The organism is Tessaracoccus luoxuelianae (assembly GCF_055326245.1).
This window is the reverse complement of record NZ_JBUZNO010000002.1, coordinates 312579-337928: the sequence shown is the minus strand read 5'-3', so window position 1 is coordinate 337928 and position 25350 is coordinate 312579. Positions and strand designations below refer to the sequence as shown.

The 25350-nt window shown below is 65.6% G+C and carries 22 protein-coding genes; 11 read left to right on the top strand and 11 right to left on the bottom strand.

What is annotated here, in order from left to right:
- Positions 1-26: 26 nt before the first annotated feature.
- Genes ACZK39_RS04245 through ACZK39_RS04230 form a run of 4 tightly spaced genes read left to right on the top strand, consistent with a single transcriptional unit; the run spans position 27 to position 3828 of the window.
- Entirely contained in the window at positions 27-812 is a 786-nt protein-coding gene (locus ACZK39_RS04245; protein WP_463612610.1) for a type II secretion system F family protein, read from the top strand.
- Between the two features lie 8 nt (positions 813-820).
- The gene (locus ACZK39_RS04240) at positions 821-1705 is read left to right on the top strand and encodes a type II secretion system F family protein (RefSeq protein WP_463612609.1); all 885 of its coding nucleotides are present in this window, start codon (positions 821-823) and stop codon (positions 1703-1705) included.
- A 49-nt stretch (positions 1706-1754) separates the two neighbouring features.
- A complete protein-coding gene (locus tag ACZK39_RS04235) occupies positions 1755-2369 on the top strand; it encodes a prepilin peptidase (RefSeq protein ID WP_463612608.1) in 615 nt (204 codons plus the stop codon).
- 10 nt (positions 2370-2379) lie between these two features.
- Complete coding sequence (locus tag ACZK39_RS04230) at positions 2380-3828, top strand: hypothetical protein (protein WP_463612607.1); 1449 nt, start codon at positions 2380-2382, stop codon at positions 3826-3828.
- Between the two features lie 10 nt (positions 3829-3838).
- Here ACZK39_RS04230 and ACZK39_RS04225 read toward each other — a convergent pair whose 3' ends face one another.
- From ACZK39_RS04225 to ACZK39_RS04215, 3 genes are all read right to left on the bottom strand, one after another.
- Complete coding sequence (locus tag ACZK39_RS04225; RefSeq protein ID WP_463612606.1) at positions 3839-4642, bottom strand: GNAT family N-acetyltransferase; 804 nt, start codon at positions 4640-4642, stop codon at positions 3839-3841.
- A 26-nt stretch (positions 4643-4668) separates the two neighbouring features.
- Positions 4669-5799, bottom strand: coding sequence for a dTDP-4-amino-4,6-dideoxygalactose transaminase (gene rffA / locus ACZK39_RS04220; RefSeq protein ID WP_463612605.1), 1131 nt, complete (start codon positions 5797-5799; stop codon positions 4669-4671).
- 64 nt (positions 5800-5863) lie between these two features.
- Complete coding sequence (locus ACZK39_RS04215; RefSeq protein ID WP_463612604.1) at positions 5864-6730, bottom strand: class I SAM-dependent methyltransferase; 867 nt, start codon at positions 6728-6730, stop codon at positions 5864-5866.
- Between the two features lie 62 nt (positions 6731-6792).
- Between ACZK39_RS04215 and ACZK39_RS04210 the strand changes: the two genes are divergently transcribed.
- Positions 6793-7917 carry a glycosyltransferase gene (locus tag ACZK39_RS04210; RefSeq protein WP_463612603.1) on the top strand — a complete coding sequence of 375 codons (1125 nt, stop codon included), beginning with the start codon at positions 6793-6795 and terminating at the stop codon, positions 7915-7917.
- Entirely contained in the window at positions 7889-9400 is a 1512-nt protein-coding gene (locus ACZK39_RS04205; RefSeq protein ID WP_527252179.1) for an MptA/MptB family glycosyltransferase, read from the top strand. Before ACZK39_RS04210 ends, ACZK39_RS04205 begins: the two co-directional genes overlap by 29 nt.
- Positions 9401-9487: 87 nt before the next feature.
- Here ACZK39_RS04205 and ACZK39_RS04200 read toward each other — a convergent pair whose 3' ends face one another.
- The 3 genes from ACZK39_RS04200 to mnmA are packed head-to-tail and all read right to left on the bottom strand — an operon-like array spanning position 9488 to position 11743.
- Positions 9488-9691, bottom strand: a complete 204-nt coding sequence (locus tag ACZK39_RS04200) for a hypothetical protein (protein WP_463612601.1) — start codon at positions 9689-9691, stop codon at positions 9488-9490.
- A gap of 28 nt (positions 9692-9719) precedes the next feature.
- Positions 9720-10670, bottom strand: a complete 951-nt coding sequence (locus ACZK39_RS04195; RefSeq protein ID WP_463612600.1) for a uroporphyrinogen decarboxylase/cobalamine-independent methonine synthase family protein — start codon at positions 10668-10670, stop codon at positions 9720-9722.
- Positions 10670-11743 (bottom strand): tRNA 2-thiouridine(34) synthase MnmA, encoded by a 1074-nt coding sequence (gene mnmA, locus ACZK39_RS04190; RefSeq protein ID WP_463612599.1) that lies wholly within the window; start codon positions 11741-11743, stop codon positions 10670-10672. The genes ACZK39_RS04195 and mnmA overlap by 1 nt, the downstream gene beginning before the upstream one ends.
- A gap of 165 nt (positions 11744-11908) precedes the next feature.
- Here mnmA and ACZK39_RS04185 point away from each other — a divergent pair, with 165 nt between their 5' ends.
- Complete coding sequence (locus ACZK39_RS04185; RefSeq protein ID WP_463612598.1) at positions 11909-12565, top strand: methyltransferase family protein; 657 nt, start codon at positions 11909-11911, stop codon at positions 12563-12565.
- Positions 12566-12693: 128 nt separating this feature from the next.
- Here the strand turns inward: ACZK39_RS04185 and ACZK39_RS04180 are convergent, their stop codons facing one another.
- The 5 genes from ACZK39_RS04180 to ACZK39_RS04160 form a co-directional block, all read right to left on the bottom strand.
- A complete protein-coding gene (locus tag ACZK39_RS04180; protein ID WP_463612705.1) occupies positions 12694-13041 on the bottom strand; it encodes a hypothetical protein in 348 nt (115 codons plus the stop codon).
- Positions 13042-13174: 133 nt separating this feature from the next.
- Complete coding sequence (locus ACZK39_RS04175) at positions 13175-15394, bottom strand: fused MFS/spermidine synthase (protein ID WP_463612597.1); 2220 nt, start codon at positions 15392-15394, stop codon at positions 13175-13177.
- Positions 15395-15414: 20 nt separating this feature from the next.
- A complete protein-coding gene (locus ACZK39_RS04170) occupies positions 15415-15918 on the bottom strand; it encodes an NUDIX domain-containing protein (protein ID WP_463612596.1) in 504 nt (167 codons plus the stop codon).
- A 40-nt stretch (positions 15919-15958) separates the two neighbouring features.
- The gene (locus ACZK39_RS04165; protein WP_463612595.1) at positions 15959-16156 is read right to left on the bottom strand and encodes a Flp family type IVb pilin; all 198 of its coding nucleotides are present in this window, start codon (positions 16154-16156) and stop codon (positions 15959-15961) included.
- A 522-nt stretch (positions 16157-16678) separates the two neighbouring features.
- Complete coding sequence (locus tag ACZK39_RS04160; RefSeq protein WP_463612594.1) at positions 16679-17836, bottom strand: cysteine desulfurase family protein; 1158 nt, start codon at positions 17834-17836, stop codon at positions 16679-16681.
- Positions 17837-17989: 153 nt separating this feature from the next.
- Here ACZK39_RS04160 and glgX point away from each other — a divergent pair, with 153 nt between their 5' ends.
- The 4 genes from glgX (at position 17990) to glgB (ending at position 25335) form a co-directional block, all read left to right on the top strand.
- Complete coding sequence (gene glgX, locus ACZK39_RS04155; protein ID WP_463612593.1) at positions 17990-20140, top strand: glycogen debranching protein GlgX; 2151 nt, start codon at positions 17990-17992, stop codon at positions 20138-20140.
- Positions 20141-20201: 61 nt separating this feature from the next.
- Complete coding sequence (locus tag ACZK39_RS04150; RefSeq protein WP_463612704.1) at positions 20202-22187, top strand: alpha-1,4-glucan--maltose-1-phosphate maltosyltransferase; 1986 nt, start codon at positions 20202-20204, stop codon at positions 22185-22187.
- Positions 22184-23335, top strand: coding sequence for a phosphotransferase (locus ACZK39_RS04145; RefSeq protein ID WP_463612592.1), 1152 nt, complete (start codon positions 22184-22186; stop codon positions 23333-23335). Before ACZK39_RS04150 ends, ACZK39_RS04145 begins: the two co-directional genes overlap by 4 nt.
- 104 nt (positions 23336-23439) lie before the next feature.
- Positions 23440-25335: a 1,4-alpha-glucan branching protein GlgB gene (gene glgB, locus ACZK39_RS04140; protein WP_182799862.1), complete on the top strand. Its 1896-nt coding sequence runs from the start codon at positions 23440-23442 to the stop codon at positions 25333-25335.
- Positions 25336-25350: the final 15 nt, after the last annotated feature.

The window sequence follows — 25350 nt, the reverse complement described above, 5'->3', positions numbered from 1 at the left end:
CCGAGCGGCCCACTCCTCTTGCCGGGATGGCAGCCGCCGCAACCCGGGGGGCAGATCGACTCCTGGGACGCCGAGGCCTCACCCTGAGCGAGCGTCTCGATGTGGCCGGTATCAGGATGCCGGCCGGGCAGCTGGTGGTGTTGGTCGTTTGCGCGGTCATCGCCGCGGCCGCTGTGGGCATTGTCCTCGGTCGTGTCGCGCTGGCCCTGCTGCTAACAGTTCTCATTCCTGTCACCGTTGCAGCCGTCGTCTACATGAAGGCCGAACGACGCCGCTCTGCCTTTGCCCTTCAGCTGGACGAGACTGCTCAGATGTTGGGCGGGAGCCTCAGGTCTGGATACTCGTTCACCCAGGCAATGGCCACGGTGGGGCGCGAGGCCGGCTCACCCACTGCGGAGGAGTTCACCCGCATCACGAACGAGTTGCGGGTCGGGCGTCCACTGTGGGACGCCATGGAGAACACGGCATCCCGGATGAAGAGTGAGGACTTCTCCTGGATTGCGCAGGCCGTGGCGATCAACCGCGAGGTGGGCGGGAATCTGGCCGATGTCTTGGATGGGGTCGCCCACACCATTCGCGAGCGTGCCCAGTTAAGGCGCCAGGTCGCCTCGCTGAGCGCCGAGGGGCGATTGTCCGCCATCGTTCTCGTGGCGCTTCCGTTCGTCATCATCGCGCTGCTGCTCTTTGTGAACCCTGGGTACCTCAACAAGTTGTTCACGCATCCGGTCGGCTGGCTCATGCTCGCCGTGGCGGTGCTGCTCTTGTCGGTCGGCAGCTACTGGCTGCACAAGACCGTCCAGATCAAGTTCTAGGCATCCCCATGACGTCGCTACTGGTCGCTGTTGCTGCGCTGGCCATCGGTCTTGGCTCACTCATCTGGATGGTGGCCGCGGGCCCCGACCCTGTGCGTGCTCGTGCGGTGGCTAACCTTCAGCGTGGCTCACAGCCCACCCCTACGACGTCTCGTCGTCAACAGGGCAACTTCCGGGTCGCGCAGTTCATCGATTCACCTGAGCGCCGCGGGCGATTGGAGCGGGCTCTTGCGAGAGCCGGCTTTCCCGGTGGCTGGACGGTGGACCAGTTGCTGTCCATCAAGGTTCTAGGGGCGATCCTCACCGGCGTGCTTATGTTTCTGCTTTGGACGAATGGGCGCTCTATCCTCCTCTTGCTCCTGGGCGTCGCACTCACAATCGGGGTGTTCTTCTTGCCCGATACGCTGCTCCTCAACGCCTACCAGAAGCGTCGGGAACAGATCGACCTTGAGTTGGCCGACACGCTGGATCAGATGAGCATCGCCGTTCAGGCGGGCCTGGGCTTCGACGCCGCCATGCTGCGGGTGGCGCGCAACGGCAGGGGGGTGTTGGCGCAGGAACTGATCCGCACCATGCAGGATATTCAGGTTGGCCAGAGTCGCCGCAACGCCTACGAGGACCTTGCACAGCGCACCGGTTCGGTTCCGCTGCGGCGATTTGTGCGCACTGTCATCCAGGCGGAGTCATACGGAATTCCCTTGGCCGACGTCTTGAACTCGCAGGCGGACGAGATGCGGCTCGCGCGCCGTCAGCGCGCCGAACGCAAGGCCATGGAGATTCCGGTCAAGGTGGTCTTCCCACTTATCCTCTGTATTCTGCCAGTCGTCTTCATCGTTATTCTTGGTCCCGCAGTCATCTCGGTGATGGAGACGCTGTTCCCAATCATGGGATAGGCTCCGACGGACCACGTCAATCTATCCGCGACGCTGAAGGTGGAACCTGATGACGACGGGTCTGGACCTCTTGGCCGTCACTGCGGCGGCCGTTGCAGCCCTCCTGTTGGCACGTCATCTGGCCAATTCCGCACTATGGTGGGTAGCGATGGTAACTGCCGGAGGGGTCGGCGTTTGGGCAATCGTGACAGTTGAGACGACGGTGCTCCCCGCATACTTGATCCTAGCCGTGTCATTCGGCGCCGGGATTGCGGTGGATCTCGCCGAACACAGACTCCCCGACCTCGTGACGACCGCACCAGTCCCCCTTTTCTTCGTCCTCCTCCTACCAGCGGCGCAGCAACTCGGCTGGCAACGCCTCTGGCCGCCGGCGGTCTCGGCTGTCATGACGGCGACGATCCTTTTCATGGTGGCCTATGCCAATCCCGACGGGTTCGGCCTGGGAGACGTCAAATTGGGTCTGACCACCGGCGCAGCGCTAGGGTGGCTGGGCCTAGAGTTTGCCATGACGGGTATCGCGGTGGCTTTCATCAGCATGGCCGTGGTCAGCATCGTTCTGTTGGTCACGAGGCGAATCGGTCGAGACAACGACATCGCCTTTGGGCCGTTCATGATTCTTGGGGTTCTGGGTGCGCCAGCCGCGGTACAACTCATCGGTTGGTGAAGCTGAGAGAATGGAATACGACGTCATGACGCACGACATGGTGGACGACGCCGGTGGACCTGGTCGCTCGGCGTCTGGGTCTGGCCTACCAAGATGGTTGCCCATCGGCGGTCTGGCCCTACTCCTTGCTGCGGCCACCAACCGAGTGCTTCAACCCCTGAAGGACCCCGATGTATGGTGGCACCTTCGCCTCGGCGAGGACTTTCTGGGGCCACGCTCGCTGCGGAATCCCGGTCAGCTCACGCCGTACGCAACAGCGGATTGGGTGCCTACGCAGTGGCTCACCGAAGTGGTCGCGGCTCAGGCACACGAGTTCTTCGGGTTGCCCGGGGTGGCCTTGCTCTTCGGGCTGACCGTGCTGACCTTCGTCATTGGGCTCTATTTTCTCTGCCGCCGGGAGGCTGGCGAACTCTCTTCTGCCTTCGCGGTGTCGATCGCTTTCCTCGGAGCCAGCGGCAGCCTGTCGCCACGCCCCCACATGCTCACGTACCTATTTCTGATCCTCACACTGTGGGCCTGGCACAGCACAGCTACAGATCTCAAGCCTCGCTGGTGGCTCATCCCAGTGACTTGGGTCTGGGCCTGTTCTCACGGCATGTGGTTTGTAGGCCCTGTCACCGGAGCCGTCATCGCGGCAAGTCTGATTTTCGATGGTCGGGTTGAAGGCCGGGATCGCTTCAGACTTCTTGCAGTTCCGGTCGTCAGCGCCGTGGCCGCGGCCCTCACTCCGACTGGGCCTATGCTACTCACTGCACCCTTCGCGGTGCGGGGCATCAGCCAGTACATCGTCGAGTGGGCTCCACCGTCGTTCACCGACCCCCTCCCCGCGACAACGCTTGCGTTGATCGGGGTGGTCGTGGTCGCCAGACTCCGTCAGCCCAAGGTCGAGTGGCTGCAGGTGGCGCTCATCGCGATGGCAGTTGGGTGGACAGTCCTCAGTGCGCGGACAGTCACATTGGGGGCCATTCTGATTGCGCCACTGCTCGCTCAGACGGTGCAGTCGTGGCTACCCCATCACTCGAGGTCTCATCCCGACAGTCGCGAGCGTCTCGCCATTGTGGGCGCATCCGCGTTGTGTCTCCTCGCACTCGCGCTCGCATTGCCCCGCGTTGCGGCGGAGCCAGGGGACGTGCCAGCAGGTCTCGACTCCGACCTCCGGGCTCTCCCCAAGGGAACGGTGATCTTCAACGACTATGCACTCGGTGGCTGGCTGCTATGGGAACACCGACAAGTTGTGCCTGTAGTCGACGGTTTAACCGAAGCGTACGAACCATCCCATCTCGAAACCTACATCAACACACAGGCAATGGTCCCCGGTTGGCAGGGAACGATCGACGAGTGGGAAGTGGATATGGCGATCCTCGCCGCAGACAGTCCTCTGCGCGGCGGCCTAGAGGATCAGCTTGGCTGGGTGCCTGTCGGTCAGGATGCCGGGTATGTCCTACTCGCTCCGGCATGAACCACAGCAATCAACGGTTTGACAAGTAGCGCGAGCCGGTCGATTCTGCCTTCAGGGACGCGACCATAGCGTGCATCGTACTCACGGCGGCAAAAGGCCGGAATCCGGCCGCGCACCACGCCCGTTGCGCGCGGACGTTGTGAGCCTGAGTAGAAATGATGATCCGGTCGACGGCACTCTCGTGGGCGATCTCAGCCACACCTCGGAGGAGGTGACGGTACCAGCCTCGCCCTTGCGCAGCACCGGTCATTCCAGCGAGGAGGACCTCAAGATCCTTGCCGTTCGGAGAGACAGCCGTCGTGGCCATTCCTACGTGGTCGGACCCATGCGAGAGCAGGACGATTCCCCTTGGATTATCCCATAGAGTTCGAAGCGCCCAATCGCGGTAGCCTTCGCGGGCAGAATCTGGATCCAGTAGACGGTTCGCCGTGTAGTGGTTTCCGTAGCCACTGAACGCGCTTTCTGTGACCCGTTCGACGGCTCTCGCGCTGGCCTCGTCGGCCTCGTGTGGGCGTACAACTGTGAGGCCCGGTTCGTGGCTCAACGGTTGTGCGCCGAGTATCTCGCACGCCACTTCCCAGTAGCAGAGCGTGTCAGCGGCAAGGAGCCATCGCCCAGACCCGTGAGCCGCTGATCCCAAATGCGCGAGTCGGGCCGGCCAGCGAACTATCAGAAGGTCTTCGCTTCGTTCGCTAAGCAGCTTCGTCAAGTCTTCAGCTTGTCCGGATGATCCGGCACTCTCGTACCCGACGATGACCCTCCCGATTGAGATCCCGAATCGCTCGGAGTCCGTGGGGCTGTGGAAGGCTGACATCCCAGTGCCCTGCAAGTCCGCCCAACTCATTGCGTGACGCTCCGGTAGCTGGCGACGCCCTCGATGACTCGGAGAAGATCAGAGTGTGTCAATCCTGGATGAAGGGGCAGCCGAACGAGGCGAGCTGACTGCTCAGCCGTCACCGTGCAGGGACTTGGCGTGCGGCCGAGCGTGGAGCCGGCGGGTGATGAGTCCAGTGGTAGGTAGTGGAACGCCGCCACCACATTGCGGTCCCGAAGATGGCTGATGAGACCAACTTGGTCCTGATGAGACGCCATGATTACGTAGAAAAGATGGGCAGGGTGCTCACGATCTGGAGGAATCTGCATCAACCGCACGCCGTTCAAAGCCGCCCAGGCGGATAACTCATGGGCGTAGGCGTTCCACACGCGGTGGCGCAGAACCTGAATCTCCTCAAATCCCTCAAACTGGGCCATGAGTACCGCTGCGAGTAGCTCTGATGGGAGATAGGAAGACCCCTGGCCCACCCAGGTATACTTGTCGACTTCACCGCGGTAGAACGCCGCCCGGTTTGTACCCTTTTCGCGGACGATCTCGGCCTTCGCCAGTAAGGATAGATCGTTGATGAGGAGCGCTCCCCCTTCACCACTGGTGACGTTCTTCGTGTCGTGCCAGCTGTGTGCAGCGAGGATGCCGAACGTACCTAGGTGCCTCCCGCGGAAGTAGGCGCCCAACGAGTGGGCGTTGTCCTCCACCACGGCTAGACCATGCAGACGGGCCAACTCCAGAACGGCGTCCAAGTCGACAGCGACTCCGCCATAGTGGACGACGAAAATGGCCCTCGTGGATGAGGTGATTGCAGCCTCTATGCAATGAGGATCTATATTCATCGTGTCCGGCTGAACGTCAACAAACACAGGCGTGGCGCCTCGGATGGCAACCGCTGCCGCAGTGGACGGAAAGGTGAAGGAGGGACAGATCACCTCGTCTCGGGGCCCCAGCCTTAGGAGGATCGCGGCCATTTCAAGCGCATGCGTGCATGATGTGGTGAGGAGGGAACCGGCCGCACCTGTGCGACGTGTCAGCCACGCTGTGGCCTTCTGCGTGAATGGTCCGTCACCATGCCAGACGTTGGACTTGAGCACCTCCCGCAGGTTGTGCTCCTCCATTCCGGCGGCACGGGGCTTGGAGAACATGACTTGATCCACCGCGCAATCATTCCACGCGCAGCACAAGTTTGAGACTGCCCGCGCCGGGAGGTCAGCGCCCTCCCGGAGGTGAAGCTCTAAAAACCCCCACTACGCTCAGGCCGAAGGGCAGCGGGATGCGCCGTGACGTTTGCGATTCCATTCGCAGCGTCAGGGCAGCCAGCCGGTCCAACACAGGATGGACCTGCAGCTGTGATTCCAGACGCCCGAGCGTCTGCTCCGATGATGGTCGAAGTCCTAGTCGGTAAGGGACCGCCCTGGTGATCGCGGCGACGGGGACTAGAGTGGCAAAGAGGTACTCGGTACTGATCGGGTCAAAACCAGCAGTGAGGAACAGCTCCCGCAGACCTTGCCTGGTGTAGCGCTGGACATGCCCGGCGACGACGTCCTCGTTCCCCCACAGCCACTGGAACGCTGGGACGGATACCACGAAGAGCCCTCCCCTTCGGAGCGCCCGCCGAGCTTCCTGAAGCAGGTCATGAGGATTGTCCAAGTGCTCCAGCACATCGAAAGCGCCGATGCACTCTAGGGAACCATCAGGTACGCGCAGATCCTGAAAGGTACCGCAGAGGGTTGTGAGTCCCTGAGCGGCGCACGCCTTAGCTCCCTTGCCCAGTGGCTCGACGGCGACGTATCGACCACCGAGGAGCGAATTAAGGTGGCGCCCGACCGCGCCGGTCCCGGCTCCGACCTCCCAGACCGAACGGACCGAGTGTTCCTTCACCGCGCGTGAGATCGCCTGCGCCCGATGCTCGAACCAGAAACCAGAGCCGCCGCCCACCGCAAACGAGTCCAAGGCCTCCTCGGGATATGAGATCCGATCCCGTCCCGCCTCGGCGAAGTAATACACCCCATCGCTTGCCGGGGCAGGATGCACCCATCCCAACTCGCGGAGCTCGGCTAAATCGACATCGGCCATGCCGTCGACCCTACCTGTGCCGGACGCGCCAGATCCGCGTGTCCTGGACAGAACCCTTCGCCGTGGCGCAGCAGTCCGATGGCAGCAATCTCGACGACTGTGAGGATAATGCGTACGTGCGAGTTTCTGTCGTCATACCCTGTTACCGCTCCCGCGACTCCCTCCCCGCCCTGGTAGGACGCCTGCTCCGGGTCCTCCCCAGCGTTGCGACCGACTTCGAGGTCATCATGGTGGTCGATGGATCGCCCGACGACACGTACACAGTCGCCCACAACCTCGCAGTTGCCCATCCTGACCAACTTCGAGCGGTGCTACTAAGGCGCAACTACGGCCAGCACAATGCGCTCCTCGCGGGCATTGGACGGGCACGCTATGAGGTCACCGTGACGTTGGACGATGACTTGCAGCACCGTCCAGAAGAACTGCCCAGAATTCTGGAGCCGCTCAACAACCCGATGATAGACCTTGTGTACGGGGTCTCCGACGTTGAAGAGCATGGCCTCGTCCGCAGCCTTGCGTCGCGCACGATCAAGACAGGTCTAGCGCTCTCGGGTGTGCCCAGCGGCCGAGACGTCAGTGCATTCCGTGCCTTCCGCACTGAACTTCGCGATGGTTTTGCCCACGTCGCGGATCAGTACGTGTCGCTTGACGTCGTCCTGTCATGGACCACCCGGAGCGTTGAACGCGTGGCGGTGGCCATGGATGAACGCTCGCAGGGTAAGTCTGGTTACACCCTCTCAAAACTCCTACGCCACACACTCAATATGGTCACCGGCTACGGAACCCTGCCACTGAGGCTGGTGACCTGGCTGGGCCTGATTGTCTCCATCGGCGCCTTTGGGGTGTTGATCTCCATTCTGTTCCTGTACTGGGCCGGACGTACCACTGTTCCTGGTTTCACGACGTTGGCGTCGCTGCTCGCTCTACTCAGCGGTTCGATCATGTTGTCGGTCGGCGTGCTCGGGGAGTACGTCGGCCGGCTCCACTTCAGGTCGATGCAGCGACCCACATTCCTGGTGCGCGTCGACAGTGGCGCCGACGGGCCACTGGCTGGCCTTCCCGGCACTGTCCTCCCGAGGGTGAGCGACACAGCTCGCCCAGGCGAGGTTGCCGCTGCAATCCAGGTCGCGTACGCCGCCGAGTCTGCACGGCCCGATAATGTCCACGACGCTGGAAGACCGGAGTGATGCGGTGAACGTCAGGGCACTGGTCCCGATCTCGCTCCCCGTAGTTGTCGGGCTTGCGGGTACTGCGCTCTTGAGCCTCGGAGCGAGTGGCAACCTCTTCTCACACAGTTCCGTAGGATGGCCCTGGGATCCCATCCGAGCGATTGGAGCCCTTCTCCCGCCTCGAGGCACCTTCTTGGCACTAGCGCTTGGCGCGATGACGCTCACCACTGCGTGGTGGATGCTTCGGCCACAGCATGACAGGGTCAGCCCGCCAGCTGTAGCTGTACTCATTCTCTGGTCACTGCCGCTTCTCATCGCGCCGCCTCTGCTTACCGCAGATCCCTTCGCCTACGCCGATGTGGGCTGGATCCTGCACTCTGGTGGCGACACTAGCCGGGCCGGAATCGGCAGCATGGGCGGCCCATACGTTGGCTCAGTGGATCCCCTCTATGTTGGAGGTGACTACGTCGGCTACCCACCTCTGTCCCAGCTGGCCGGTTGGCTTGGGGTCGAGATCGGGGGCTTGCATCCCTACTGGGGGATGGTCGGCCAGCGAGTGGTCGCCCTCCTCGGAGTCGCTCTGACAGTCACCTTCCTTCCGTTCCTGTGCGACTTTATGGGGGTCTCGCGCACATGGGCCGAATGGTTCGGAATCCTCAACCCGGTGCTCATCATGCACATCATTGGCGGCGCCCACATTGACGGCCTGGCCGTAGGAATCGTGGTGCTGGCACTGTGGATGGCGAGTCGGAGTGTCACGCATCCGTCTACGAGTCTCATCCTCGCGCCCATGCTGATCGGGTTCGCGATCAGCGTGAAGCCCTATGCGGCGTTGGCTGTCGTGGCAGTGGCAGGACTGCCGATCCTTCCTCAACTGAGGGCCAGCGCCGGATGGCACCGGATCTGGCTCCTCAGTTGGCGCAGTGGGATCGCGGCAGCCGTTGCGTTCGCGACGTTTGTGGTCCTTTCAGTGGGGACCGGCCTAGGTTTCGGTTGGACCCGCTTCTTGTCAGACGCTCAGGCATCCCCGGTACCTGAGCTGATCTCACTATCCCCGGCACTTCTAGTTGGCCACGGTGCAAATACGCTGCTCAGCCTGATCGGCGCCAACTCACCATGGGTTTACCAGCTTGCCCTCTACACCGTCATGGCCGCGGTGGCAGCGTGCCTGGTTTGGCTGCTGCTTCGCAGGACCGCCCAGCCAATGCAGATCGCTGCATGGGGCTCACTGCTGGCCGTCAGCTGGGGTCAGGCGTTGCATCCCTGGTATCTGGTCCTGGGACTCGTTCTTCTGAGCGTCACGACGTTGTCAGAGCAGGTGGTGAGGTTGTTGGTGTGGGGCGTAGCAGGGGTCGCATTGGCGTCGGTCTTTATGTTCACAGGGGTGTGGGCAGTGTGGTTGATGGGAATCACTGCGGGGATCTTGCTTTGGCTCACCCATCGCACCTTCGGACACGACCATCCTCTTCTGGGATGGGGAAGGCTTGTCGATATCGAGTAGCAGCCAACCCACCGCTCGCCTTGTCGATGTACGAGCGAGGATTCCGTTCGACTACCAGGGCGTCCTGCTCGTCACGGTGGGGGCAGATCAGAAACCCGTTAGAATCAGGTAGAACATCCGCCCGAGGAAGAACAGCCCCACGCCGATCGCCACCACCACGAACGGGATCAGGATGCGCTGGATCTTCTTCCACCGGGTGCTAGGCACCCCCGGCGGCCCCCAGGGACCGCGCCCCACCTGCGTCCGCACGGGGCCGTCGCCGCTGAGGTTCAGGTTGGAGAAGATTCGCACGCTCCCAGCTTAGGCGAGCCGCGTGCTGTCACCCCCTCGACTGCGACTCCTCCACGAGGCCAGCAGCCCTCCGCAGCGATTCCAGCTGCGGGACCACGTCGTCGCGGCGCCACCCCGACATTCCGCACGCTGTGCCGAGAAGCAGCCCATCGAGGGAATCCACCTGGATGGCGCGCAACACCGTGAGCGCAGCCCGCACCAGCTCGTCCGTGCTCTGTGGTCCACGCGCGGTGTCGACCACACCGAGGATCAGCCCGCGACGCTCATGCCGCCACTGGGCCAACTCGTCGAGATCTACCAGCGCAGCCTCCACCGATGCCCCGGCAAACCCGGCCCGCCGCGACACCTCCAGCCACCGCCCAGGAGCACAGCAGTGCAGCCAGGCAGCTTCGGCCAGCGGCCGCAACGCCTCCACCAGGCCGGGCATGTCCACCCGACGATGCCGCGAGAACCCGCTCGCTGTCGGCACGCGCCCCTCGGCCACGGCAATCATCGACGGCTCGTCCACCTGCAGCCACAGCGTCGCACCCGGCACCCGCCGGGACACTTCGGCCCTCAACCCGGACACAGCCTCAACCAACGCCTGCGCCAATTCACGCCGGGCTCCGTGATCGGCCAGGAGACGGTCGCCCATGGGCCGCTCGACGGAGGACGCCAGCGTCCACGGGCCGGCCACGGCCACCTTGAGCACGCCATTGAAGCCTTGGAGAAGCTCCTCAGCGTCGTCAAGGTCCTGGCGCCACTGAGCGCGAGCCCTCCGGTGTTCAGCCCCCGAGTGCGGCGAGAGACGCCAGCCGGCCGGCTGCACGTCGAAGCCAAGCCCCGAGATGAGCCCCAGCGCGCGACCAATCATGTCCGACCCCACACCCCGCTCCGGCAGTTCCGGCAGCGGCATGACCTCGGGCAGGGTCTCGGCCATGGCGGCCAAAGCCCCCCTGAAGTCCGTACCCGGCAGCGAGCCCGCAGCGGTGATCAGCATCAGCGCGCCTCAGCGATCACAGCGCTGCCCACTACGCGGTCACCGTCGTAGACCACGACGGTCTGCCCCGGCGCCACCCCATGCCCAGGCTCATCCAACAGGACCGACAACCCGCCGTCGCTGGCTTCAATGGTCGCGTCCTGCGGCACCCCGTGCGCCCTGTACTGCGCCTGCCCTCGCCAGGGACCGTCGGCGGCCTCCGCGGTCCACGAGGGCCGGATTGCCGTCAACCGGGTGACGGCAAGGTCCTCCCGCGATCCCACCACGACGGTGTTGCCTACCGGCTCGATTCGCAGCACATACCGCGGCTCCCCCGTCGGTGCGGGCACCCTCAGGTCCAGGCCCTTGCGCTGGCCCACGGTGTAGCGGTGCGTGCCGCGATGCTCCCCCAGCACTGCGCCGTCGGCATCGACGATGGGGCCAGGAGCGTCGTTGAGGTATCGGCCGAGGAATCCCTGGGTGTCGCCGTCGGCGATGAAGCAGATGTCGTGGCTGTCCGGCTTCTTCGCCACACCCAGCCCGAGCGCCTGCGCCTCGGCACGCACAACCGGCTTCTCCACGTCGTTGAGCGGGAATGTGCAGCGCAGGAGCTGGTCCTGAGTAAGCATGCCGAGCACGTAGGACTGATCCTTCGCAGCGTCGGCCGCGCGGTGAAGCGAGACGGACCCGTCGTCGTGACGGCGCAGGTCCGCGTAGTGGCCCGTGGCGACGGCGTCAAAGCCAAGTGCGATGCCGCGGTCCAGCACGGCCGCGAACTTGATCTTCTCGTTGCAGCGCAGGCAGGGGTTGGGCGTGCGGCCGGCTCGATACTCGGCGACGAAGTCCTCCACCACGGCCTCGTGGAACTCCTCGGCGAAGTCCCACACGTAGAAGGGGATATCCAGCTTGTCTGCCACGCGGCGCGCGTCGTGGGAGTCCTCCAGCGAACAGCACCCCCGCGCGCCTGATCGGTAGGACGCGGGGTTGTTGGACAGGGCGAGGTGCACGCCGGTGACGTCGTGACCCTCGGCGACCAGGCGCGCGGCAGCGACGGCGGAGTCCACCCCGCCCGACATGGCCACCAACACCCGCACTTTGTGCTCCTCTGCTTCGCAGGCTCCACTCTACCGATCTGCCCGTGAACACCCTTTCGTCCGATAGTTGAGCCTCATTCGATCGCCCCCCCGGAACTTCAGCTAGGCTGCGGCAGCTGACTCCGTCCACTCCCAGTGAGCACACCAGCGAAGGGAGTTCTAGCTGTGAGCGAATCGACGCTCCTCAAGGTTGATTGGGAACGGGTCTTCATGGTCCCGGTCTTCTTCCTGCTGTTCCTGGCGTCCGCAATCTCATTGTTCGCTGGCACCGACTTCTCCTCAGGCGGGCTGATTGAGTTGCTCGGGGTCTCTCACCGCGTGATGCTGTTGGCCTTCTACGTCATGGCTCTCCTGCTGCTTCTCATCCGTAGCGATGCCAAGGCAAAAAGCGAACGGATCTTGCCACGTGTTGCTGCTTACGCCGGAACCTTCGCGCCGTTCCTCCTGGCTTTCATCGGGGGTGATCCTGTGAGCGTCGGGCAATCGGCGGCCGCAGTTTCTCTTCAATCAGTCGGGCTATTTTTCTCGATCTACTCGCTCGCCGTACTCCGGCGGAGCTTCGGTGTGGAGCCCCAAGTCAGGGCGCTGGTCCGCACCGGACCGTACCGGTTCATTCGTCACCCCCTTTACGTCGGCGAGATCGCATCGCTCGGCGGCGCGGTCTGGCTGACGCCGTCCTGGGAGAAATGGGCGATCCTGGTCCTGGCTGCCGCTTTGCAGGCATACCGGGCTGTCCAGGAGGAACGATTGCTCGCGGCGCACATACCTGAGTACGCGGCGTACATGAAAGACACAAAGAGGTTTGTGCCAGGGCTCTTCTGACCGCACCTCATCCGTGGGACGGACCGTGCGGCGACAAATGAGGCTGTGGAATCAGCAGGCGGGCATCGCCGACCTGATGCCCTGGAAAGAGCCGTGGTGGCGGCGCAGGTCCGCGTAGTGGCTCGTGGCTACGGCGTCGAAAGCCAAGTGCAACGCCGCGGTCCAGCACCGCCGCGAACTTGAACTTCTCGTTGCAGCGCAGGCAGGGCTTGGGTGCGGCCGGCTCGATACTCGGCCACCACGGCGTCCTCCACCACAGCCACGTGGAACCTACTCGGCGAAAGTCCCACACGTAGAGGGGATGCCCAGCTTGTCCGCGACGCTGCGCGCATCGTGCGAGTCCTCGAGCGACAGCTGCACGTGCCCCGGAGCGATAGGAGGCGGTTCCTGGAGAGAGCCGGGTACACGCCAGTGACCTCGTGACCCTCGGCCACCAGGCGCGCTGCAGCGACGGCGGAGTCAACGCCGCCCGACATAGCCACCACCACCCGCACGTGCCGCTCCTCTGCTCAGCAGTGCTCAACTGTACCGATCCGCATGTCAGACCTGCACAGTCCGTCACGCGCCCCCGTATTGACTCTCGGCCTGGGTCGCTGTTCGGGACACGAGTCAGCGGCGCCGCAAGACGGTCACGATCGAGGAGAAGTTGTCCGTCCAGGCCACTCGTCGAGAGTCGAGCGCGTGCCACTTGTCGTCGGCCAAAAGTCGGTTGAGCTTCGATTCATCCGTTGTGACAGCGATCCACTCGCTGCGTGTCGCGCCAGTCGCTACGTCATTTTCGCCGCGCCCTATCACCGCCCCCCACCCCAGCTTGTCTGCACCAGCCGCGACCACCGGCTCAAGGTCGAAGACTCGACTGCTCACGTGAACCAACAGGAGTCCGTCCTCCTTCAGGACCCTGCCGTAGGACTCGAAGGCATCCTGCGTCAGCAGGTGCACGGGAATGGCGTCAGAGGTGAAAGCGTCCAGAATCACCATGTCGTAGGAGGCGTCGGGTTGCTCCTCGATCCTCAGTCGACCATCGCCAACGACGAAGTCGACGGCCGCATCGCTCTCGGAGAGGAAGGTGAAGAGGTCGGGGTTCGACGCCACCTCAATCACGTCGGGGTCGATCTCGAAGAAGGTGAGATGCTGATCCGGCTCCCCGTAGGACGCGAGCGTTCCGACACCCAGCCCCACGGCAGCGATGTCCGAGGCGCCCTCCAACACCGAGTAGGCGTCCCCTACCGGTCCGCTGCGCGCGTAGTACGTCGACGGCTCCGCCCGGCGCTCATCCAAGGCCTGCTGACCGTGCAGCGTTGTCCCATGCGAGAAGAGGCGCCACCCGTCCCGCTCCCGGACTGTGTATGCCCCGTAGAAGGAGCGGTCGCGGACCAACATCTCACCACCGACTAGTGACGGGATGAGCACGAAGACGAGGGCGGCCGCCGCCGTCGCCAGCGGTCGCCGGCTGAACAAAACACCGGCGGCGATCCATCCCAGGGGTACGACTGTCACCAGCCACGGCTGCCATCCAATGGCACTGGCTCCGGCGACGGTGAGGACCAGAAGAATCGCAAGGGTGACCCCGAATTCGAGAAAGTGGACGAAGGCGGGGTGGTACCGGCGGCTGAGGACGCCCACCGATGGTCTAGTCGCTGGAAATGCCAGGGCAATGGTGCCCACCAGAATGAGCGGGTACTCCCACACAGCGTTGAACAACAGCGGCGCCACCACGCCGTTCAGCAGCCCACCCAGCGCCCCACCAACAGCCACAACGATGTAGTAGAACGTGAGGTGAGCTGTTGGCGGGCGCCACGACGCCAGCATCGCGTGGGCGGTGAAAGAAGCAATGGCAAGAACCAACAGGTTCACCACGATCAGGAGCCATATCGGCAGCCCACCCGAGGGGAACCACGCCAGGAGGGCCACCACGGCCGCCGATGCCGAAGCCACCTGCCATCGGGGGCTGACGTGCCTCGAGGACCTGGCGAAGGCTGCGACGAACGTCGCGAGGTAAATGGCCAGGGGCACCACCCACAGCAGGGGAACGGCCGCGACATCAGTGGAGATGTGCGCCGTCACGCCCAACATCAGACTGGAGGGGATGAAGGCTAAAGCGAGCCAGATGAGTACCTGCCGGGTGGGGATACGCGCGCGAGCGGATGCGATGGCAGGGTCCTTCTGAGCGCGGATCAACAGATAAGGCGACCTGTTCAGCAGTGCAACCGCCCCGCAGCCAATCATCAGCACCATGAAGAACCCGTACCCGAGTGACCACCCCAGTCGCTGCTGATCGAGCGTCAACAACGGCTCAACGACGAAGGGGTAGGCCAGCAGCCCCACAAAACTGCCCAGGTTGCTCGTGGCGAAGAGAAAGTACGGATCCTCTGACCGGTGCCCGACCGTCCAGGAGTACCAACGTTGCAGAAGAGGGCCAGTCGTCGACACCACCGCAAACGGCAGCCCGATCGTGAGCGCCAGGATCCAGAGCAGCCGCAGGATGGGGGACGCGTCAGCGGGCGGTCCGCCGCCGGCCAAGGCCAGGGGAAGGACCATGAGTGGCAAGAGGAGGAGCCCCACGTGCAGAACTGGCTGCATTCGGGGACCGAGCTTCTGTGTGCTGGTGTGCGCGTAGATGTAGCCGATCAGCAGCACCACCTGGAAGAAGAGGCTGCTGGTACTCCACACCGTGGCCGAACCACCGAACTGGGGCAGCACCAGGCGTGCGACCATCGGCTGCACGACGAAGAGGAGTGAGGCCCCCACGAATGAGGTGGCGGCAAAGAGTGCTGTGACCCACCAGGAGCCGCTGCTCGCGGAGCCGACGGCTTCGGTGTCAGGGCTCACTACCGCCGAAGCATCCGCCGTCATCGCCGACCGTCCCCAGTTGTAGGTCCATCAATGAGTGACAGGGCTGCGTCCAAAGCACCGTCGGGGTAGAACGCGAGGCCTTCGCTGCCGAGGGCTTCTAGTCGGTGCCACGCGACGACGCTCTCGTCATCCATCACTTTGAATCTCGCGTCGAGCGGCCAGGCCTCCAGGTCGGCGCACTCCACAGCGAAGATGTGCACGATCTCATGGCCAGCTCGGCCAAGGAACGTGAAGATGTTCTCGGTGACGGCCAGCAAGTCCGCTGCCGTCACCGCAACACCAAGCTCTTCCAGAAACTCGCGCCTCAAGGCCTCGACGGCGCGTTCACCGAACTCGATTCCCCCACCGATCGCACGCACAAAGGGAGGCTCGCCGTCGGCCCCACCGAACTCCTGCACGAGAACGTGACCATCGCGGACGGGCAGACCGACGGCGAGGTTGCGGATCCGTGAGTCTGCTTGTTCCATGCCGGGAGCGTAGACCTGGAGTCGGTAGCCCACAGTGCCATTCCGCCGGAGCGAGGGCTCCCGCTTCGGACTACTACCAGCCCATCTCCGTGATGAGGGACTGAAAGAGCGCATTCACCTGGGTCCCCAAGACGGTCACCGCCGTGACAATCACTGCTGCGATGAGGCTAGCCATGATCGCGTACTCCACTGCGGTCGCGCCGCGCTCGGATGACATCCGAACCGGGACTACTTCCATGGGCTCGGAAGCGCCAGTCTCTGCGTCGATCACACCAAGCTCCCCCATCAAGACCACTCGTGAACGGGAGTCTAGCCGTGAGAGAAGGGATTCTCTGGAGGTGTGTCATTGACGCTGAGCCAGACCTCGAAGAACGCGGGCTGACCGCGAGGGTGTGGGTCGTCAGGGTGGTACGGCGTCGGGATGCCCAACCCGAGGATCACCCAGCTGGCCTCCCGCCTGAGCAGACCTGAGCCGGGCAGCCCTGACGGCACACGCCCGGATTGGGAACGCCACGGGCGATCAAGTGCGGGGAGGCGGTAGACGAGGCACGGGCGGCCTCACCACTTGACCACAGCCCAGTCGTTGCACATGGGGAGACCCTTGTCCGCGGCCGCCCGTGGCTCGGCTCACGGCTGCCGGCACCCACCGCTGGGGCGGGTCAGCGGACGGGTTGCGTCACGACCCTTCGAGACAGCCGACGGTCGCTTCGCGACGCCGGCCTCCTCAGGGAGCGGTGGGGACAGCCGACGGTCGCTCCGCGACGCCGGCCTCCTCAGGGAGCGAACTAGGGGGTCAGAAGGCGGAGCGGGCGACGCTCAAGGCCTCCGGGAGGACCTCCACCAGCCGCGAGATGTCGGACGACGTCGTGGTCCAGCCCAGCGAGAACCTCAACGACTGCGTCGCCTCGTCGGACGTCCTCCCCATCGCCAGGAGCACCTCGCTGGGCTGATGCACCCCCGCCCGGCACGCGCTCCCCACCGACGCCGCGATCCCCCGCTGGTCCAGCAGGAACAGCAGATCGTCTGCGCGCACCCCGTCGAAGGTCACGTTGACGATGTGCGGCGCGCCCTCCGGCAGGGGTTCACTCGGCACGCCCGTACCCGCCGGCCGAGGCCAGCTGTTCAACCGGCCGCCCGCAGCCACGCACACCTCCGCCACTCGATCCCGCAACGCCGAAACCCGCGACACTTCAGCCTCCAACTCCCCCACCGCGACACTCGCCGCCCGCGCGAACGCCGCCGCCAACGCCACGGGCTGGGTCCCGGACCGCACCTCGCGCTCCTGCCCACCGCCCAGCCCGACGGCGGAGGGCACCACCCCCCGCCGGGCCAACAGCGCGCCGATCCCCACCGGCCCCCCGATCTTGTGCGCCGACACGCTCATCAGATCCAAGCCACTGGCACCGAAGTCCACCGGCAGATGCCCCAACGCCTGCACCGCATCCGTGTGCATCCACGCCCCCACCGCCGCGGCCAACTCCCCCACCTCGGAAACGGGCTGCACAACCCCCGTCTCGTTGTTCACCCACATCACCGACACCACGGCCACGGACTGATCCATCAACCCGGCAGCAGCCTCCAGCGACAAAACACCATCAGCACCAACCGGCACCACCTCGGCCCCCCGCGACACCGCCCCGAGCACCGCCGGATGCTCAACAGCCGACACCAGACACCGCCCCCGACCCCGCGACCGTCCCGCCTCCCAACCCCCCAGCACCGCGATCGTGTCCGCCTCAGATCCCCCTGACGTGAACACAACCTCCGTCGGGTGCGCGCCCACCGCAGCCGCCAACTCCTCCCGCGCCTCCTCCAACCGGCGCCGGGCGCGCTGCCCCGGCCGGTGCAACGACGAGGCATTCCCCACCAGCCCCGACGCGGCGACGAACGCCTCCAAAGCCTCAGGGCGCAGCGGGGACGTGGCGGCATGGTCGAGATAGACGGACTCCACGGCTCCCCCTCGTTGTCGGGCCCCGCACACGCGACTCCCGCCGTCCATGCTAGCCAGGCCGCCACGACGGCAAACCCCCCAGCGAAGTGGAGTTTGTGCCAGAAAGTGGCACAATGGGGCGCCGTCGAAAAAATCGATTCCAGGAAGCCACCGATGACATCCCTCACCCCGCCTGATACGAGCGCCCTCGGCGCCCGCATCACCGCCCATGGCGTGCGCTTCGGCCTGTGGGCGCCGCGTGCCACCGGGGTCGAGCTGGCGCTCATCGATCCTCTCAACCAGCAGCACAACATCGAGATGACCCGCGACGATGAGGGCATCTGGACCGTCGAGGTGCCCGGCGTTGACGCCGAACAGCACTACGGCTTCCGCGTGCACGGGCCGTGGGACCCGTCGTCGGGCAGCCGATTCAACCCCGCGCGGCTCCTGCTGGATCCCTACGCCCGCGCCATCAGCGGCGGGGTGGACTTCCGCGGCCCCATCCTGGACCACATCCCCGGCAGCCCCTTCAGCATCTCCACCCGGGACTCCTTCGGGGCGGTGCCGCTGAGCGTGGTGGTGGCGGACACGCCCCCGCCGAAGCCCATCGAGCGCCGACGGCCCATGTCGGAGACCATCCTCTACGAGGCGCACCTGCGCGGCTTCACCAAGCTGCACCCGCAGGTCCCCGAGCACCTCCGCGGCTCATATCTGGCGCTGGCGGACCCGTCGGTCCTCGAGTACCTGACCGGCCTGGGCATCACCGCCATCCAGCTGCTGCCCGTGCATCACTTCGTCTCGGAGCCGTTCGTGGCCACCAAGGGGCTGCGCAACTACTGGGGCTACAACTCGCTCGGTTTCTTCGCCCCGCACGCCTACTACGCCACCCGCGGCACCGTCGGAAACCAGGTGGCCGACTTCAAGCAGATGGTCAGCGCGCTGCACGAGGCCGGCATCGAGGTGATCCTCGACGTGGTCTACAACCACACCGGCGAGGGCGGCCACGAGGGGCCCACGCTGTCCATGCGCGGCCTGGACCACGACGCCTACTACCGACTCACCAACGACCGCCGGGACGACTACGACGTCACGGGCTGCGGCAACTCGGTCAACACCTCGCACCCCATGGTGCTGCAGCTGGTGCTGGACTCGATGCGCTACTGGGTCACCGAGATGGGCGTGGACGGGTTCCGCTTCGATCTGGCCACCACCCTGATCCGCGACGAGCAGCACCACGTGGACCACAACCACGCGTTCAAGCGGCTGGTGGAGTCCGATCCCGCGTTCGAGGGCATCAAGATGATCGCCGAGCCGTGGGACATCGGCCCGTACGGCTACCAGGTGGGCGCCTGGGGCCCCGGCTGGTACGAGTGGAACGACCGCTTCCGGGATCACATCCGCGACTACTGGCGCGGCGCCGTGCACGGCGTCCAGGAACTCGCCACGCGCCTGGCCGGCTCCCCGGACATCTTCGATCAACCGGGCCGCGCGCCGCAGTCGAGCATCAACTTCATCACCGCCCACGACGGTTTCACCCTCCGGGACCTGGTGAGCTACGACGTCAAGCACAACCTGGACAACGGCGAGGCCAACCGCGACGGCTCGGACAACAACCGCTCCTGGAACCACGGCTGGGAGGGCGAGACCGAGGACCCGGAGATCAACGCCCTGCGCCGTCGCCAGGTGCTGAACCTGATGGCCACCCAGCTGCTGGCCGCCGGCACGCCCATGCTCACCGCGGGCGACGAGTTCGGCCGCACCCAGAAGGGCAACAACAACGCCTACTGCCAGGACTCCCCCCTCTCGTGGGTCAGCTGGGACATCCCGTTCGAGTGGCTCGAGGTACAGAGCCGCATCGCCGCCCTGATCAAGCTCCGTCAGAGCCACCCGGTGCTCCGCCCGGTGGATTTCGCGTACCACACCGAGATCATCACCGAGCACAGCGAGAACCTGCAGCGCGTGGACCTCACCTGGATGGACGGCGAGTTCGGCGAGATGAGCCACGACGCCTGGCACGACGGCGGCCGCCGCCTGCTCGGCATGTACGTCTCGGACGAGCGCGAGGCGTTCCTCACCTGGTTCAACTCGGGCGCTGCCCCGGTGCCGCTGACGCTGCCCACCCTTCCGTGGGGCTACGGCTACGAGATCGTGTGGCACAGTGCCGAGTCCTACGAGCTGCCCGGAGGCGTCCTGCCGGCCCTGGCCGAGATGACAATGCCGGCCCGGTCCGTGGTGCTGATGCGGGTCCAGGTGCCCACCAGCACCCGCGAGCTGCTCGCATTGCAGGCGGAGGCCGAGCCGTCGTCGCTGGATCTGCTCTCCTGAACGGTGCATGCAGGGCGCCCCGCCAGCTAGGCTGACGGGCGTGAGTGCGGATTACCCAACCATGTCCCTCAAGCGCATCGTCCGGACCGACGGCGGCCTCGGCCGCATCCCGGTCACCGGCGCTTCCCCCGTGATCGAGGGCGGGGTCTACCCCGTCAAGTCAGTCGTCCATGAGCGGCTGCTGATTCAGGCCAACGTGTTCCGGGAGGGTCACGACTCGGTCAACGCGTCGGTGATCCTGACCTCTCCGGGCGGCACCCAGCGCCGCATCGACATGAAGCAGGTCGAGCCCAAGGGCCTCGACATCTGGCAGGCGTACGTCCGGATGGCCGCCGAGGGCGACTGGACCTACCGCATCGAGGGCTGGAGCGACCCGTGGGGCACCTGGCGCCACCACGCCGAGGCGAAGCTGCCGGTGTCCATGGACGTGGAGCTGGTGTGCCTGGAGGGCCGGGACCTCCTCACCCGCTCCGCGCAGCAGGCCGATTCGATGCGCGTCCCCGGGGCCGCCAACCTGCTCCGCGCCGCCGCGGAGACAGTCAACCCGGAGACCGACGTCGAGGAGATGCTGGAGCTCATCACCTCCGCCCCCATCACCCGGGCGATGGCCCGCTTCGGCCCCCGCGAGCTCGTCTCGCCCACCGCCGAGTTCCCCATCCGCGTGGAACGCCGCCGGGCCCTGTACTCGTCGTGGTACGAGTTCTTCCCCCGCTCGCAGGGCGCCTGGCAGGACGACGACGGCCACTGGCACTCCGGCACGTTCAACTCCTCGCACGAGCGCCTCGAGGCCGCCGCCGCGATGGGCTTCAACGTGGTCTACCTGCCGCCCATCCACCCCATCGGCACCGCGTTCCGCAAGGGCAGGAACAACACGCTGAACCCCGGCCCGGAGGATCCCGGCTCGCCGTGGGCCATCGGCTCCCCCGACGGCGGCCACGACGCGATCCACCCGGACCTGGGCGACTTCGACGACTTCGACGCCTTCGTGTCCAAGGCCCGCTCGCTGGGCCTGGAGATCGCCCTCGACCTGGCACTGCAGGCCTCCCCGGACCACCCTTGGGTGGTGGAGCACCCGGAGTGGTTCAGCACCCGCCTCGACGGCACCATCGCCTACGCGGAGAACCCGCCGAAGAAGTACCAGGACATCTATCCCATCAACTTCGACAACGACCCCGTGGGCATCTACTACGAGGTGCTGCGTATCGTGCGGTTCTGGATCGACCACGGGGTCTCCATCTTCCGCGTCGACAACCCGCACACCAAGCCTGTGGAGTTCTGGGACTGGCTGATGGAGCGCATCCATGAGACCAACCCGGAGGTCATCTTCCTCGCCGAGGCGTTCACCCGCCCGCAGATGATGGCGGCGCTCGGGAAGGTGGGCTTCCAGCAGAGCTACACCTACTTCACGTGGCGCAACCTCAAGTGGGAGCTCACCGAGTACCTGACCGAACTGTCCCAGGAGATGGCGTCCTACTACCGGCCCAACTTCTTCGTCAACACCCCGGACATCAACCCGTTCTTCCTGCAGTCGGGCAATCACGCGGCGTTCTCCATCCGCGCCATCCTCGCCGCGACGATGTCGCCCACGTGGGGCGTCTACTCCGGCTTCGAGCTCTTCGAACATGAGGCGCTGGCCCCGGGCAAGGAGGAATACCTCAACTCGGAGAAGTTCGAGTACCGCCCGCGTGACTTCAACGCCCAGCCCAACCTCAACCTGCTGCTCGGCAAGCTCAACCAGATCCGCGACACGCACCCCGCCCTCCAGCAGCTGCGCGACATCCACTTCCACCACGCGCCCCACGATTCGGTGATCGTCTTCTCCAAGAACGACGGCACGGACACGGTGCTGGTGGTGTGCTCGCTGGACCCGGACAACACGGTGTCCTCGGACATCATGCTGGACTTCGGCGCGCTCGGCGTCCACGGGCAGGGCAGCGTGCGGGTGGTCGACGAGCTCACCGGCGAGGAGTACGTCTGGGGTGAGCGGTCCTGGGTGCAGCTGTGGCCGGGGAAGCCGGCGCACATCTTCCACGTGGTGGCTGAGTGAGCACGGAGTTGCAGCAGCAGCTCTGGGACCTGGCGCTCAGCTCGCGCTGGTTCTCAGGGCGCAGCGGTCGCCCGGTCGGCGTCGAGCTCGGCCCGTGGGCCGGGCCCGCGCTGCGTCCCGCGCTGCTCGTCGTCGAGTTCGACGACGGCCACCAGGAGCGCTTCCACGTCCCGCTGCTCTACCGCGACGGTGAGCCCACCGACGCCTGCGACGAGGGCGGCGTCCTGCTGCGCGCCCTCCACGACGAGGCCCCCGGCTTCGAGCGGTACCGGGCGGTGGCGCCCGGGCTGCCTGCCCGTCGCTACGCCGGCGAACAGTCCAACACCTCGGTCTTCTTCGGCGACGAGCTGCTGGTGAAGGTGTTCCGGCGCGTGGAGCCCGGGCGCTCGGTGGACGTCGAGCTCCACGCCGCGCTGGCCGGCACCGGCGTGGTGGCGGAGCTGTACGGGGCGTGGACCTGGGACGGCACAGACCTGGCGGTCTTCCTCGAGTCCTTGCCGGAGCCCACCGACGGCTACGTCCTGGCCTGCGAGTACGCCACCGAGGGCCGCAGCTTCGCCGAGCACTCCCATGCCCTGGGCGAGGCGCTGGCCACGGTGCACAGGGTCCTCGCCGAACGGCTGGCCACGGCCACCGTCGACGGCGCAGCCCTGGCCGCTGACTGCCGCCGTCGCTTCGCCGCGGTGGTCGCCGAGGTGGATGCGGTGGCGCCCTACGCGGACGCCGCGGAGGCGGTCTTCGCCGCCATCGACCACGCCCGCCTGCCCGCGCAGCGCGTGCACGGGGACTGCCACCTGGGCCAGGTGCTGCTCAGCGAGGGCCGGTGGCGCTACGTGGACTTCGAGGGCGAACCCCTCAAGTCCATGGAGGAGCGCCGGCTCCCCGATTCGCCGCTGCGTGACGTGGCCGGGATGCTGCGCTCGTTCGCTTACGCCCGCGCCGCCGGCGGCGCCTCCGCCGGATGGCTGGCCGAGTGCCGATCCGCATTCCTGCGCGGCTACGGCATCGACGCGGACGCCGGGGACCCGGTGCTGGCCGCCTACGAGACGGACAAGGCAGGATACGAGGCCGTCTACGAGGCCCGGTTCCGCCCGCACCTGCTGCAGGTCCCCCTCCAGCACCTCGAATCGTTGATAACGATCCCATAACCCGCACCCGCGGAACCCCCGCGGTGCGGCCTCAGTCCGCCCGCGGCGACGCTCGGCACGCTAGATTGGCGCGCAAACGACATCGCTTCGAAGGAGTCAAGAAAATGGCGCACGACCGCTTCGGTGGACTTACCGGTTGGGACTTCGAAGGGTTCCATGGTGGTGGAGACACCGAGCTGTGGAAGCGCCTCGGCAGCGAGGTGGTCACAGTCGAGGACGACGAGAGGGGCACCGTCACCGGGGTGCGCTTCGCCCTGTGGGCCCCCAACGCCAAGTCCGTCTCCATCATCGGGGACTTCAACTGGTGGACCGGTGACGCGATGGAGCTGATCCCCGGCTCCGGCGTCTGGGGCGCGTTCATCGAGGGCCTCGACGAGGGCACCCTATACAAGTTCCGCATCGAGACCCAGGACGGCCGCTGGATCGAGAAAGTCGATCCGATGGCCAAGTTCAGCGAGCAGGCGCCGGCCAACGCGTCCATCGTCTACGAGTCGAAGTACGTGTGGGACGACGACGAGTGGATCGCCAAGCGACGCGCCTCCCAGGCCCACGCCGAGCCGATGAGCGTCTACGAGGTGCACCTCGGCGGCTGGCGCAAGGGCAAGAGCTACCTCGATCTGGCCGAGGAGCTCGTCAGCTACGTCAAGTGGCAGGGCTACACCCACGTCGAGTTCATGCCGCTGTCCGAGCACCCGTTCGAGCCCAGCTGGGGCTACCAGGTCTCCGGCTACTTCTCCCCCACGTCGCGCTTCGGCAAGCCGGACGACCTCCGCTACCTCGTGGACAGGCTCCACCAGGCCGGCATCGGCGTGATCATGGACTGGGTGCCCGGCCACTTCCCCAAGGACGACTGGGCGCTCGGCCGCTTCGACGGCACCGCCCTGTACGAGCACGCGGACCCGCGCCAGGGTGAGCACCAGGACTGGGGCACCTACATCTTCAACTACGGCCGCAACGAGGTGAAGAGCTTCCTCATCTCCAACGCGCTGTACTGGATCCAGGAGTTCCACATCGACGGCCTGCGGGTGGACGCCGTCGCCTCCATGCTCTACCTGGACTACTCCCGCGAAGAGGGCGAATGGGTGCCCAACCAGTTCGGCGGCCGCGAAAACCTCGAGGCCATCGACTTCCTGCGCTACTGCAACCGTCACCTCTACGAGCGCGAGCCCGGCGTGCTGATGATCGCGGAGGAGTCCACCAGCTTCGCCGGCGTCACCAAGCCCGTCCACGAGGGCGGCCTCGGCTTCGGCTTCAAGTGGAACATGGGCTGGATGAACGACACGCTGCGCTACCTGCAGCTGGACCCGGTCTACCGCCAGTACGAGCACAACCTGCTCACCTTCGCCATGGTCTACGCCTACTCGGAGAACTTCGTGCTGCCGATCAGCCACGACGAGGTGGTCCACGGCAAGGGATCCATGATCAACAAGGTCCCGCAGGACGACTGGCGCAAGTTCGCCACCCTGCGCGCCTACTACTCCTTCATGTGGAGCTTCCCCGGCAAGCAGCTGATCTTCATGGGCTGCGAGTTCGGACAGCGGCCCGAGTTCAGCGAGTCCGTCTCCCTCGAATGGTGGGTCAGCGAGCTGTGGGGCCACGGCGGCCTGCAGCGTCTCTTCCGGGACCTCAACCACATCTACAAGTCGAACCGCCCCCTCTACGAGCTGGACAGCTCGCCGAAGGGCTTCAGCTGGATCAACGCCGACGACGCGGGCCGCAACGCCCTCTCCTGGGTGCGCCACGACGAGGACTACAACCACATCGCGTGCGTGACGAACTTCTCCCCGGAGCCGCTGCGTGACTACGAGATCGGACTTCCCGCCGCCGGTGCGTGGGAGGAGATCCTCAACACGGATTCGCCCACCTACGACGGGTCCGGCGAGTTCGGCAACCTCGGCGAGGTCACCGCCTACGACGAGCCCTGGGGCCACTTCCCCGCCCGCGCACGCGTCACCGTGCCCCCGCTGGGCTCCATCTGGCTGCGTCGGCAGGCCGACTGATCCGTCTCCCCGGTG

Bases quoted from the DNA above. Each gene is read 5' to 3' on its own strand.
- ACZK39_RS04245 (WP_463612610.1), top strand. From the start codon at position 27: ATGGCAGCCGCCGCAACCCGGGGGGCAGATCGACTCCTGGGACGCCGA.
- ACZK39_RS04240 (WP_463612609.1), top strand. From the start codon at position 821: ATGACGTCGCTACTGGTCGCTGTTGCTGCGCTGGCCATCGGTCTTGGC.
- ACZK39_RS04235 (WP_463612608.1), top strand. From the start codon at position 1,755: ATGACGACGGGTCTGGACCTCTTGGCCGTCACTGCGGCGGCCGTTGCA.
- ACZK39_RS04230 (WP_463612607.1), top strand. From the start codon at position 2,380: ATGGAATACGACGTCATGACGCACGACATGGTGGACGACGCCGGTGGA.
- ACZK39_RS04225 (WP_463612606.1), bottom strand. From the start codon at position 4,642: ATGTCAGCCTTCCACAGCCCCACGGACTCCGAGCGATTCGGGATCTCA.
- rffA (WP_463612605.1), bottom strand. From the start codon at position 5,799: ATGTTCTCCAAGCCCCGTGCCGCCGGAATGGAGGAGCACAACCTGCGG.
- ACZK39_RS04215 (WP_463612604.1), bottom strand. From the start codon at position 6,730: ATGGCCGATGTCGATTTAGCCGAGCTCCGCGAGTTGGGATGGGTGCAT.
- ACZK39_RS04205 (WP_527252179.1), top strand. From the start codon at position 7,889: ATGTCCACGACGCTGGAAGACCGGAGTGATGCGGTGAACGTCAGGGCA.
- ACZK39_RS04195 (WP_463612600.1), bottom strand. From the start codon at position 10,670: ATGCTGATCACCGCTGCGGGCTCGCTGCCGGGTACGGACTTCAGGGGG.
- ACZK39_RS04180 (WP_463612705.1), bottom strand. From the start codon at position 13,041: ATGTCGGGCGGCGTTGACTCCGCCGTCGCTGCAGCGCGCCTGGTGGCC.
- glgX (WP_463612593.1), top strand. From the start codon at position 17,990: ATGACATCCCTCACCCCGCCTGATACGAGCGCCCTCGGCGCCCGCATC.
- ACZK39_RS04150 (WP_463612704.1), top strand. From the start codon at position 20,202: ATGTCCCTCAAGCGCATCGTCCGGACCGACGGCGGCCTCGGCCGCATC.
- glgB (WP_182799862.1), top strand. From the start codon at position 23,440: ATGGCGCACGACCGCTTCGGTGGACTTACCGGTTGGGACTTCGAAGGG.